Here is an 11,760-nt window from a genome sequence, read left to right on the forward strand (position 1 = left end):
GTATAGTTTTTTTAAAATGAATTGGATATACTGATTGAAAAGGGTTTAACTATTAGTATATCCAATAGGTGCGGGACGCAAAACGTATATCTGTCATGTGAATAAATATAAAATGAACAGGACAATGATTGCTAAAAAATTAACTTTTAAACTTTTCTGATATAAGTATTTTCAATAGTTCAAGCATTGACCTTGAAAGTATTTTATAGTAAAATTGTTATTGGTTATGAAAGAAATTGTATACAGTATAATTTCTTTGTTAATAAAATGTAATATTATTAATAAAGTAACACTAAATCTTTGTTAAGGGGTGAGATTATATGGGTCTTCTATCCTTCAAAGGTGGCATACACCCACCGCATTCTAAAAAATCAACGGAGCATTTACCAATTGTTGATTACTTAGAACCTAAGATAGTAGAAATTCCATTAAGACAACACATTGGAGCGCCGTGTGAACCTGTAGTTGCAAAAGGTGACATGGTCAAAGTTGGTCAATTAATTGGAAAAGCAGGTTCATTTGTATCTGCAAACATTCACAGTTCAGTATCGGGTACGGTATTGGATGTCAAGAAAAGGTTTACTGCATATGGTTTCGACACATGTATCATGATTGAAAATGATATGAAGAACGAGTACCATGAAACGGTTAAGCCAAAGGCAGATTATACCACATTGTCAAATAAGGAAATCATCGAGATCATAAAAGAGGCTGGTCTTGTTGGTATGGGAGGGGCAGGTTTCCCAACACACGTTAAGTTATCACCACCGCCTGAAAAAACAATCGATACTATCATTTTAAATGGCGCAGAATGTGAACCTTATTTAACTTGTGACCATCGATTAATGCTAGAGGAACCTGAGAAAGTTGTTCTCGGTCTACAAATATTGATGAAATCATTAAACGTATCAAATGGCTTCATCGGAATAGAAAACAATAAGCCTGACGCAATTGAGACTATGACAAAAGCGGCTGCAGGTACGAATGTACAAGTTGTTGGCTTAAAAACCAAGTATCCTCAAGGTGCAGAAAAACAATTAATTTTTGCATGTACTGGCAAAGAAGTGCCTTCTGGTGGATTGCCAATGGATGCAGGTGTTGTGGTGAACAATGTGGCGACTGCTGCGACAATTGCAAACGTCTTTACAACGGGTATGCCACTTGTTGAAAGAATATGTACAGTCACTGGTGGTGCGATTAAATCACCTAAAAATATCAGATTCAAAATCGGTACCTCTTTAAGAGAACTTATTCAGTTTTGTGATGGTTTCAAGGGTACACCAGAAAAGATTTTGTTAGGTGGACCAATGATGGGTGTTGCACAGATGACAGATGATCTTCCAGCGATGAAAAATACATCTGGTATCTTATGTTTCACACCTGAAGAAGCAAGAATTCCAGAACCATCAGCATGTATTAAATGCGGTAAATGTGTAAGTATTTGTCCTGCATTTTTAGAGCCAATTCAAATCAGTGCATATGCACTTTTACACAACTATGATAAGGCGGCAGCCTTCAGAGCACTTGATTGTATTGAGTGTGGATCGTGTTCATTTGTTTGCCCTTCTAAGAGACCATTGTTATCGTCGATTAGGGTTGCAAAGCGAGAAATTATCGCAAGGAAGAAAAAATAGGGGAGGATTATATGGAAGCAAGATTAAAAGTCTCTTCATCACCTCATATTCGTTCAAATGATACGACACAAAAGATAATGAGGGATGTGGCAATTGCACTTTTGCCAGCTGCGGCATATGGTGTTTATAATTTTGGAATAAGTGCATTGATGGTACTGATTGTTTCAGTGGCATCTGCAATGATTACAGAATATGCAGTTCAAAAAGTTAGAAAAGTACCTGTTACGGTAACAGATTTTAGTGCTGTGGTTACAGGTCTATTATTGGGAATGAATTTACCTTCATCTGTACCACTTTGGATTCCAGTTGTTGGTAGTGTATTTGCAATCGGTATTGTTAAGCAAGCTTTTGGCGGTTTAGGTCATAACTGGATGAACCCAGCACTTGCAGCAAGAGCAATGCTCGTTGCATCTTGGCCTGTTCAAATGACAACTTGGGTTGCCGTTAAGGCAGATGCAGTGACAACAGCAACACCTCTTGGCATTATGAAAGAAGGTTTAAGTGTCCCATTGCCTTCAATCGCAGATGCTTTGATTGGTAGCGTAGGCGGTTGTATAGGCGAAACATCTGCACTTTTATTATTATTAGGTGGTGCTTATCTTGTATACAGACAAGTAATCAGCGTTAGAATTCCACTTGTATATATGGGAACAGTTGCTGTTTTAACCTTTTTATTAGGTGGCTTTAATTTGCAATATACGATTTTCAGCGTTTTGGCAGGTGGTCTAGTTTTAGGTGCCGTATTCATGGCAACTGACTATGCATCTTCTCCAATTACAGCTAAGGGTCAAATCATTTATGCAGTAGGTTGTGGTCTTTTAACGACAATTATTAGATTATATGGCGGTTACCCTGAAGGGGTTTCTTATTCCATACTCTTAATGAATGTGGCTGCACCATTAATTGATAAATTCACTCAACCTCGAGTTTTTGGAGGTGCTAAATAATGAGAGATATATTTAAAACAGGCATTATACTTTTTATTATATGTGCAGTAGCAGCTTTCGCACTTGCAATGACCAATGAAGTCACAAAAGATCAAATTGCTTTGCAGCGTCAACTTGCAAACGATGCGGCAAAAGCGGCAGTTTTACCTGTGGCAGCATCATTTGAAGATGTTGAAGCTGGTCAGCTTACAGATATTAAATCTAATTTTCCTGTGGTTGCAGAAGCCTATATCGGGTATGACGCAGACCACAACGTCATTGGTTATGTGTTTAAATCACTGCCAACAGGCTTTGGTGGCGCTGTGGAAGTCGTAACAGGTATTGATACAAGTGGCACTGTAACTGGTATGAGAATGGGAAATCATCAAGAGACACCAGGTCTTGGTGCTCGTGCAAAAGAACCTGCTTTTTATGAACAATATAATGGCATGTCAGCTGCTGGTCCTATTGGCGTAGCAAAATCTAACCCAACTGAAACAGACATACAAGCAATCACTGGCGCGACAATCTCTTCAGTTGCAATTACGAGTGGCGTTAATGCTTCAATTGAAGCTTACCACTTTATAATGGGAAACTAGGGGGGGATTTAGATGAATATTAAAAATTTAACCAATGGTTTGTTTAAAGAAAACCCAATATTTGTACAATTATTGGGAATGTGTCCAACACTTGCAGTAACGACATCTGCTGTAAATGGTGTTGGTATGGGGCTTGCAACAACAGCAGTTCTCGTGTGCTCCAATATGGCGATTGCACTTCTTAGAAATGTAATTCCATCTAAAGTCAGAATTCCAGCGTTTATCGTCGTTATTGCCAGCTTTGTTACAATCGTAGGCATGATGATGGAAGCCTTTGTTCCAGCCCTTTTTAGTGCTCTTGGACTTTTTATTCCTTTGATCGTTGTTAACTGTATCATTCTTGCAAGAGCAGAATCTTTTGCGTCAAAGAACGGCATATTAGATTCTTTACTTGACGGTGTTGGTATGGGACTTGGTTTTACACTTGCTTTAACAGTTTTGGGTAGCGTTAGAGAATTGTTTGGAAATGGTAGTATTTTTAACTTTTCTATCTTTGGCGCAGCTTATAAGCCTGCATTGATCATGATCTTACCTCCAGGTGCGTTCTTGGCGCTTGGTATCTTGTTGGCGATTTATAATCAAGTTCAAATGAAAAAAGCGAAATAAGGAGGGGTTGTAATGGAAAATGCAAGTTTATTAGTTATAATGGTCAGTGCGATTCTCGTTAACAACTTTGTCCTTTCGAGATTTTTAGGAATTTGTCCTTTCCTTGGCGTATCCAAGCAAGTTGAAACTGCTTTTGGTATGGGAATGGCGGTAACTTTCGTAATGACTTTAGCAGGTATTTTGACTTACTTTGTACAATATTTTATATTGGAGAAGTTAGGGCTTCAATACCTTCAAACAGCAGCTTTTATTTTAGTAATCGCATCGCTTGTACAATTTGTTGAGATCGTTCTTCAAAAAATGAGCCCAACACTTTATCAAGCCCTAGGGGTATTTTTACCACTTATCACAACAAACTGTGCAGTTTTAGGTCTTGCACTTTTAAATATTCAATATAAGTTTGGCCTAGTTCAAACAATCGTTCATTCGTTTTTTGCCGCTATCGGTTTTTCGCTTGCAATCGTTTTATTTGCAGGGATCAGAGAAAAACTCGAAATTTCAGATGTACCATTGCCTTTTAAAGGTTTCCCAATTGCATTAATCACTGCAAGCTTAATGTCAATTGCCTTTTTAGGGTTTACTGGTTTGGTTTAGGAAAGGGTGAATGACAATGGATATGATGAGTATATTAGTTGCAGCAGGTATTTTGGGTGTCATGGGACTTTTGTTCGGTGCAGGACTTGCACTTGCATCTCAAAAATTTGCTGTTGAAATTGATCCAAGAGTTATTGCAGTTAGAGAAGTTGTACCAGGTGCAAACTGTGGTGCTTGTGGTTATCCTGGATGTGATGGTTTTGCAAACGCAGTTGTAAAAGGCATTGCACCAGTAAATGGTTGTCCTGTTGGCGGGGCAGATTGTGCAAAAAACATTGCAAGCATAATGGGACTTGATGCTGGTGATTCTGTAAAGCAAGTTGCAAAAGTGCTCTGTAAGGGTGATGAAGAAAAATGCTCAAACAGATTTGATTATGAAGGCTTTGACAGCTGTGTGGCAGCAAACATGCTCAATGGTGGTCCTAAGAGCTGTCTATATGGCTGTATGGGATTAGGAACCTGTGTACAGGTTTGTCCGTTTGATGCCATTCATGTAAACAGTGCGGGTATTGCAGAAGTTGATCCTGAAAAATGTACGTCATGTAACAAGTGTATTGAAGCATGTCCTAAGGATGTTATTACACTTGTACCTTATAGCCAATTAACGATTGTTGATTGTAATAATAAGGACAAAGGTCCTATGGTTAAAAAGAACTGTAGTGTAGCATGTATCGCGTGTGGTATCTGTGAGAAGAATTGTCCATTTGATGCAATTCATGTGGTTAACAATCTTGCAGTTATTGATTATGACAAATGTACAAATTGTATGGTTTGCGTTGAAAAATGTCCGACTAAAGCAATTGAAGGGGATCTAGCAAAACGCAAGAAAGCTTACATCATAGATGAAAAGTGTATTGGCTGTACAATCTGTGCTAAAAACTGTCCTGTGGAGGCGATTGCAGGAGAGCTTAAAAAAGTACATGAAATTGATCAAGAAAAATGTATTGGCTGTGGCGTTTGTGAAGTTAAATGTCCAAAAGATGCAATTGAAATGAAATAGAGTATGACATAAAACATGTGATATGAATTAAGCTGACTCAAATGAGTCAGCTTTTTTGCAAAAATTGAGGATTTAAAAAAAGGGATGATGATATGGAAACTAGAAATAATAGCAGAGAGATAAAATTATATATATTAATAATTGCAATTACTGCATTTGGACTTGGTTTAAGTAATTCCGTTATGTCGAATTACTTTAAGGATGCCTACCAAGTCAATGCTTTTCAGAGGGGGCTTATAGAGTTTCCAAGAGAAATTCCAGGGATAATAAGCGTTCTTGTAATTGCGTCTTTATCCTTTATGAGTGATATTCGAATTTCTATGGTTGCACAACTCATGAGTTTTATCGGCATTACAGTTCTGGGATTTATAACACCAAGCTTTGGCGTTATGCTCATCTTTGTTTTTATTAATTCTGTGGGCATGCACTTGTTTTTTCCTCTCCAGGATAGCATTGGGATTGAGCTCTCTGGCAAGGAGGGATTGGGCAAGAAGATGGGTCGATTTAAAGGGATTGCTACTGGCTTTCAAATGGCATCCTCTGTATTGGTATTTTTAGGGTTTAAAGTTGGCTTCTTCAGTTTTACAAGTCCAGTAAAATGGATATTTGTCATCTCGGGTTTTTTGTTTTTATTGGTCTTTATTTTGTTATATCGCTTGGATCAGTCTGTAAATGTTTCTGGCCATACACCACAGAAATTGAAGTTTGTGTTGCACAAAGAATATAAGTACTATTATTATCTGGTCATACTGTTTGGTGTTCAAAAACAGATTATGATGGTTTATGGCCCTTGGGTCTTGATAGAGCTTCTTGGTAAAAAGGCGGATACGCTTGCTGTGCTTGGCATTATTGGCGCTTTTATTGGCATTTTCTTTATGTCGTATTTGGGAAAATGGATTGATCAGTTTGGTATAAAAAAAATGCTATATGCGGATGCGCTTTCTTTTATAGGTGTATATGCGATTTATGGTATGCTCAGTGCGGGCTATGTAAACGGTAGTATAAAGACAACTGGACTCGGTCTACTAATGGCATATGGGATTTTGATAATTGATAGAATGTCTACTCAAATGGGACTCATCCGTACACTTTATTTAAAGTCAATTTCACTTAATAAGGGTGATATTACACATACTTTAACGCTAGGACAGAGTTTGGATCACTTTGTCTCAATTGCATGTGCAATTCTAGGTGGTGTTATTTGGGTCAAGTATGGTCCACAATATATTTTCTATTTGGCAGCTTTTATATCTCTAGGTAATTTGTACGTGGCGATTAAAGTCAAAATACCCAGTGAAGAAAAATAGCCTGTAAATTCAAGCTTATAAATCGTTTAAAGGGTTAACCGATTTCATCTTGAGACGTTGAATATTTAATAAAATTCATTTTTATAAGGTGGCATTTATCTTGTATTTATTTTCACATAATGCTAAACTAAAATAGAAATGTGCTGGAATCAAATGTAAAAAAATGGTATTATAGAGGTGACTATGAGAGTTAAAAGTAATGATGGTTTAATTCTACTTCTTTTAATATTGACAGGTGCAATTATTGGGAGTATTATCGGTTCTGCATTAGGTGATGTCATGCCGATATTAAATTATGGAAAGTCAATTGGTGTGGATCCATTCCTGCTGGATTTAAGTGTTGTAACCCTTACTTTTGGGTTTAAGTTAACGCTTAATGTATCTGGTATTATAGGAATCGTGCTCGCCTTTGTCTTGTATCGAAAAATATGAAGATTGTTTTAGCGTCCGCCTCACCAAGAAGGTCAGAACTTCTGGACATGTTAAAAGTGCCCTTTGAGGTTTGTCCAAGTCATATTGATGAGAAAGCAACATTTCATGAAAAACCTGAACAAATTGTTATGGGATTATCCTTCGAAAAGGCATACCAAATTGCCAAAGAAATGCCTGAATCAATCGTCATAGGTAGTGATACCATCGTTTATTTAAATGAAGTTCTGGGCAAACCTGAAAATGAAGCCCATGCGTTTGATATGCTTAAAAAGCTCAGTGGTAAGACACATGATGTCTATACTGGAATTGCAGTGGTTTGTGAATCAAAGAATATTAAGTGTGTTGATTATGTTAAAACTGAAGTCGTTTTTAATGAACTGACGAATGAAGAAATCCATGCTTATATTGAAACTGGTGAACCGCTGGATAAGGCTGGCGCTTATGGTATTCAAGGTCAAGGTGCTTTGTTGGTAGATCAGATTAAGGGTGATTTTTTCAGTGTAATGGGTTTACCACTCTCTAAGTTAAATAGAATCATGAACGATGAATTTCGAATAAATCTATTGACGAAAGAGGGACTATAGCATATGATAAAGAAATTGCCTTTGGAGGAAAGACCACGAGAAAAATTGATTCACTATGGACAAGAAACGCTCTCAAATGCCGAGCTATTGGCCATAATTTTAAGGACAGGTACGTCAAACTATTCTGCCATTGACCTAGCCCATAAAATTATTGAAAAGTGTCCAAGTGATTTTTCTGATATCAACCACTTATCCCTAAAAGAACTGTGTGAAATTGAGGGGATTGGTCCTTCAAAAGCGTGTCAAATCCTATCGAGCATAGAGATTGGCCGACGTATTCAAAGAGCAAATTTCAAATCAAAGCTTAAAATTTCTTCCCCTGAGGCTATTTTTTCATTTTTTAAAAGTGAGATCGGCCATGAAAGGGTGGAAAAATTCATTATTGTATTACTCAATACTAAAAATGAAATTATAAAGTGGGAAATTATTTCTGTTGGAAGCTTAAATGCATCTATTGTGCATCCAAGAGAAGTTTTCAATAAAGCGATTAAAAATAGTGCTGCAGCAATCATTGCGATACACAATCATCCATCTGGTCATGTTGCACCAAGTAAAGAGGATTTAAATATCACAATGAGACTTAAAGAAGCAGGCAGTATTGTGGGAATAAATTTAATTGATCATATTATCATAGGTAAAGCGCAGTATTATAGCTTTAAGGAAAATGGTCAATTGTAATTTCGCCGAAATTATGAAATGTGAAAGGAAACTGAAAATGAGATTTGGATTATTTTATAAGCAGTTGGGAATCGATTTAGGAACTGCAAATACGTTAGTTTGTGTAAAGGGAAAAGGCATTGTTGTAAGAGAGTCTTCTGTAGTTGCTATTAATGACAAAGGTCATGTATTGGCAGTTGGTAAAGAAGCCAAAGAAATGATTGGTAAGACACCAGGTCAGATTCGAGCAATTAGACCGCTTAAAGATGGCGTTATTGCGGATTTTGATATTACACAAAAAATGATTAAGTACTTCATCAACAAAGCAGTTCCAAATATGAACTTTTTAACAGGGGCTAAAGTTGTAGTAGGTATTCCTTCACAAGTAACTGAAGTTGAAAAGAGAGCTGTTTATGAAGCTTCACTATCAGCTGGTGCAAAAGACGCATTCCTTATTGAAGAGCCTATGGCAGCAGCAATTGGTGCAGATTTACCGATTACTGAACCTACTGGAAGCATGATTGTTGATATCGGTGGCGGTACAACTGAAATCGCCGTTATTTCTTTAGGTGGTATTGTTACGAGTCGTTCAATTAGAATTGCTGGAGACGAACTAGATGATTCAATCGTAAACTATGTTAGAAAGAAATACAGCTTAATGATTGGTGAAAGAACTGCTGAAAATATTAAAATGAGCATTGCTTGTGCACTTTTACCTTCAATTGAGCGCACTTTTGAAGTGACCGGTAGAAATCTTGTCACAGGTTTACCGAATACATTAATATTACATTCAAGTGAAATATATGAAGCAATTAAAGAGCCAATTCAAGCAATTGTTGAAGGGGTAAAATCTACACTTGAAAAAACACCTCCTGAACTTGCATCTGATATTTATCAATCAGGTATAGTTCTTGCTGGTGGTGGTGCTTTACTAACAGATTTAGACAAACTCATTAAGAAAGAGACTGGAATGCCGGTTAAAATTGCTGAAAATCCATTGGATTGTGTTGCAATTGGAACAAGTAAGGCTGTTGAGAGCTTCAATGAGTTAAAAGAAGTTTTTATATCCTCTAGATCTCTTTAAGCATTGTTGGTGATCACATGAATGAGCGATATAAAAAAGTGATTGTTGTTTTAATGGGCATCATTTTACTCATTCTGATGGCAATTTCATTTGGTGGTAGAGAACGGATAACCTTTATAGAAAGTCAAATAGGCACGGTACTTTCTCCTATACAAAGATTCCTGAGTGGTATCGGGAATTTTGTAGATGAGAAGACGGAGCCTATTATTAATGTTTTGAATTATAAGACTTTGAACGAAGATCTCACCCTTGAAAATGAACATTTGAAGGAGCAGATTGTTTCGCTTACTTTGCAGCAAAAGGAACTTAAAGAACTGGAAGATTTAAGTCAAGCTCTTAGTTATGTGAATCGTTTCGGCATAGACAATTACGTATCTTGTAACGTTATTTCGAAAGATATTGGCAACTGGTTCAACATGTTCACCATAGATGCGGGTGCAAATCAAGGCATCGTTAAAAATAGTACTGTAATAAACGGTAATGGCTTGGTTGGCTTAGTCTATGAGGTCGGTGATAATTGGTCAAAAGTCATTTCAATCATTGACCATAAATCAGCTGTAGGCTTTGAAATGCTAAGGGTCACAGACGATTATGACGGCATTTTAAATGGTACTTCAAATTACGAACTCGTTGGTGAACTATATGATCCGAAAGCAGTTGTAAGTGTCAATGACTATATTGTAACGTCAGGCCTTGGGATGTACCCTAAAGGCATTTTAATTGGCAGAATCTATGAAGTGATTGATGATAAGGATTTATTCCTTAAAAAAATCAAAGTGGTGCCAGCCGTTAACTTTAAAAAAATAAATAAAGTACTTGTAATTCCATATCACGAACTGGACGATACCGTTCAAACGGACGAATCAACACCAGAAACGGGAGTGAACGAATAAATGAAATATCGATACGTCATTTTAATAGGATTGGTCAACTTCATATTGATGAGTACGGTATTTCAGATTCTTAGAATAAATGATGCATTGCCTAATCTATGCATCATTTTATCTATTGTATTCTTAGCCTTGTTTACTGATAAACATGCCTATATTTATGCGTTTACATGTGGCATATTACAGGATGTTTTTCTTGGAAAGGTATTGGGCATTAATTTATTGATCTATTTGTTGTTGGTATTCACCATAATTAAGTTAGAGCGTGTTATGTTCAAGGGCAATTTTTTGACACCGATTTTTTTAATTGCAATTGGTACGCTCTTCTATCACTTTACCTTCTTTATATTAATGTTCTTTTTGCAATCAACAATTCCGCTTTCACTCTTAATATGGAAAATTATTACTGAAGTTATATACAATAGTCTCATTGGCTTATTTGTATATGCATTTGTCTTTAAAAGACTTAATGGTTATAAACTAGGTGATTTTAATGCTTAAACTCATTTTTAATCGAAAAAATCAAATTATAATATTTTTTACGATTGTCTTTTGTCTATTGGGCTATAGACTCTATGATCTAACGATTATTCAAGGTGCCATGTATTATGACAAATCCATCAATAATCGGATCAAGAAAATAGAGACTTATGCTAAAAGGGGTGACATTTACGATCGAAATGGTGAAATATTGGCAACCAGTAATGTTGGTTTTGTCTTAAAACTCAACAGTGGTGTCATTCCAGCAAATGATTTCGCTGATATTGCGATTGGTCTCTATGATTTTCTTGAGGATCAGGGTGAAAGTCACATCGAGTTTCCAATTATAATGGATAAGGGAACGTATCGATATGTCTATGATGATAACATCAAGAAGTGGAAGGAAGATAACGGTTATGATCAATCCATGACTGCATCTGATATTTTTAAAGATGTTAGAAGTCGCAACTATCTTGATACCAGCTTGAGTGACTATGAAGCTTTTAAAATTCTTTACAATCAAGGAAAATACTTACCAATTTCAACCTCAAAAATGAAATTTTTGGACGAGCTGTACAAAGATAATTTTATGAAGATGTACGGTATTGAGATCGGCACTTCTGCAAAAGATGCCTTTGCAATCATAAGAAAAAGATCAGATTTCAAAATTGACGACTCACTTACTGATGAAGATGCTTATAAAATATTAGTTTTTAGACATGCGATCAAGGAGAAGGGCTATTATAAGTACGAGCCTATTATTATTGCACCTTCTGTTAAGCAAGAAACTGCCATTAGAGTTCAAGAAAAGGGCTTTGAGTTTCCTGGAACGACGATTTCTTACGAATCGATCAGAACATATCCAAATGGTTCTACAGCAGCCCATATCCTTGGCTACATGGGAAAAATATCTTCTGAATCTGAAACGGCTAAGTTCGTGACGCAGAATAATTATAATCCTAACCAA

The 11,760-nt window shown here is 36.5% G+C and carries 14 protein-coding genes; all 14 read left to right on the forward strand.

Going from position 1 to position 11,760, the window contains the following annotated elements:
* The first annotated feature begins 320 nt into the window (after positions 1–320).
* Positions 321–1,634: an electron transport complex subunit RsxC gene (gene rsxC / locus AC220I_RS11815; RefSeq protein ID WP_486724039.1), complete on the forward strand. Its 1,314-nt coding sequence runs from the start codon at positions 321–323 to the stop codon at positions 1,632–1,634.
* An 11-nt stretch (positions 1,635–1,645) separates the two neighbouring features.
* Positions 1,646–2,581, forward strand: a complete 936-nt coding sequence (locus AC220I_RS11820) for an RnfABCDGE type electron transport complex subunit D (RefSeq protein ID WP_486724040.1) — start codon at positions 1,646–1,648, stop codon at positions 2,579–2,581.
* Positions 2,581–3,159 (forward strand): RnfABCDGE type electron transport complex subunit G, encoded by a 579-nt coding sequence (locus AC220I_RS11825; RefSeq protein ID WP_486724041.1) that lies wholly within the window; start codon positions 2,581–2,583, stop codon positions 3,157–3,159. The genes AC220I_RS11820 and AC220I_RS11825 overlap by 1 nt, the downstream gene beginning before the upstream one ends.
* A 12-nt stretch (positions 3,160–3,171) precedes the next feature.
* The gene (gene rsxE, locus AC220I_RS11830) at positions 3,172–3,765 is read left to right on the forward strand and encodes an electron transport complex subunit RsxE (RefSeq protein WP_486724042.1); all 594 of its coding nucleotides are present in this window, start codon (positions 3,172–3,174) and stop codon (positions 3,763–3,765) included.
* Between the two features lie 12 nt (positions 3,766–3,777).
* Positions 3,778–4,359 carry an electron transport complex subunit RsxA gene (rsxA, locus tag AC220I_RS11835; protein WP_486724043.1) on the forward strand — a complete coding sequence of 194 codons (582 nt, stop codon included), beginning with the start codon at positions 3,778–3,780 and terminating at the stop codon, positions 4,357–4,359.
* A 10-nt stretch (positions 4,360–4,369) separates the two neighbouring features.
* Positions 4,370–5,359, forward strand: a complete 990-nt coding sequence (locus AC220I_RS11840) for an RnfABCDGE type electron transport complex subunit B (RefSeq protein WP_486724044.1) — start codon at positions 4,370–4,372, stop codon at positions 5,357–5,359.
* Between the two features lie 92 nt (positions 5,360–5,451).
* Positions 5,452–6,666, forward strand: a complete 1,215-nt coding sequence (locus AC220I_RS11845; protein WP_486724045.1) for an MFS transporter — start codon at positions 5,452–5,454, stop codon at positions 6,664–6,666.
* A 183-nt stretch (positions 6,667–6,849) separates the two neighbouring features.
* Entirely contained in the window at positions 6,850–7,098 is a 249-nt protein-coding gene (locus tag AC220I_RS11850; protein WP_486724046.1) for a DUF4321 domain-containing protein, read from the forward strand.
* On the forward strand, positions 7,095–7,682 hold the full coding sequence (locus AC220I_RS11855) for a Maf family protein (RefSeq protein WP_486724047.1): 588 nt from the start codon (positions 7,095–7,097) through the stop codon (positions 7,680–7,682). The genes AC220I_RS11850 and AC220I_RS11855 overlap by 4 nt, the downstream gene beginning before the upstream one ends.
* Before the next feature lie 3 nt (positions 7,683–7,685).
* Positions 7,686–8,360, forward strand: a complete 675-nt coding sequence (radC, locus tag AC220I_RS11860; RefSeq protein ID WP_486724048.1) for a RadC family protein — start codon at positions 7,686–7,688, stop codon at positions 8,358–8,360.
* A gap of 37 nt (positions 8,361–8,397) precedes the next feature.
* The gene (locus AC220I_RS11865; RefSeq protein WP_486724049.1) at positions 8,398–9,423 is read left to right on the forward strand and encodes a rod shape-determining protein; all 1,026 of its coding nucleotides are present in this window, start codon (positions 8,398–8,400) and stop codon (positions 9,421–9,423) included.
* Positions 9,424–9,440: 17 nt separating this feature from the next.
* Positions 9,441–10,316: a rod shape-determining protein MreC gene (gene mreC, locus AC220I_RS11870; protein ID WP_486724050.1), complete on the forward strand. Its 876-nt coding sequence runs from the start codon at positions 9,441–9,443 to the stop codon at positions 10,314–10,316.
* The gene (gene mreD, locus AC220I_RS11875; protein ID WP_486724051.1) at positions 10,317–10,814 is read left to right on the forward strand and encodes a rod shape-determining protein MreD; all 498 of its coding nucleotides are present in this window, start codon (positions 10,317–10,319) and stop codon (positions 10,812–10,814) included.
* The coding region (locus AC220I_RS11880) for a hypothetical protein (RefSeq protein ID WP_486724052.1) at positions 10,807–11,760 on the forward strand (954 nt) is incomplete at its 3' end. The genes mreD and AC220I_RS11880, both read left to right, overlap by 8 nt.

Source organism: Fusibacter sp., assembly GCF_057447755.1.

What these genes read in the sequence shown, in the direction of transcription:
- rsxA (WP_486724043.1), top strand. Translation starts at nt 3,778, where the DNA reads ATGGAAAATGCAAGTTTATTAGTTATAATGGTCAGTGCGATTCTCGTT.
- AC220I_RS11825 (WP_486724041.1), top strand. Translation starts at nt 2,581, where the DNA reads ATGAGAGATATATTTAAAACAGGCATTATACTTTTTATTATATGTGCA.
- AC220I_RS11840 (WP_486724044.1), top strand. Translation starts at nt 4,370, where the DNA reads ATGACAATGGATATGATGAGTATATTAGTTGCAGCAGGTATTTTGGGT.
- mreC (WP_486724050.1), top strand. Translation starts at nt 9,441, where the DNA reads ATGAATGAGCGATATAAAAAAGTGATTGTTGTTTTAATGGGCATCATT.
- rsxC (WP_486724039.1), top strand. Translation starts at nt 321, where the DNA reads ATGGGTCTTCTATCCTTCAAAGGTGGCATACACCCACCGCATTCTAAA.
- mreD (WP_486724051.1), top strand. Translation starts at nt 10,317, where the DNA reads ATGAAATATCGATACGTCATTTTAATAGGATTGGTCAACTTCATATTG.
- AC220I_RS11865 (WP_486724049.1), top strand. Translation starts at nt 8,398, where the DNA reads ATGAGATTTGGATTATTTTATAAGCAGTTGGGAATCGATTTAGGAACT.
- radC (WP_486724048.1), top strand. Translation starts at nt 7,686, where the DNA reads ATGATAAAGAAATTGCCTTTGGAGGAAAGACCACGAGAAAAATTGATT.
- AC220I_RS11855 (WP_486724047.1), top strand. Translation starts at nt 7,095, where the DNA reads ATGAAGATTGTTTTAGCGTCCGCCTCACCAAGAAGGTCAGAACTTCTG.
- rsxE (WP_486724042.1), top strand. Translation starts at nt 3,172, where the DNA reads ATGAATATTAAAAATTTAACCAATGGTTTGTTTAAAGAAAACCCAATA.
- AC220I_RS11850 (WP_486724046.1), top strand. Translation starts at nt 6,850, where the DNA reads ATGAGAGTTAAAAGTAATGATGGTTTAATTCTACTTCTTTTAATATTG.
- AC220I_RS11845 (WP_486724045.1), top strand. Translation starts at nt 5,452, where the DNA reads ATGGAAACTAGAAATAATAGCAGAGAGATAAAATTATATATATTAATA.
- AC220I_RS11820 (WP_486724040.1), top strand. Translation starts at nt 1,646, where the DNA reads ATGGAAGCAAGATTAAAAGTCTCTTCATCACCTCATATTCGTTCAAAT.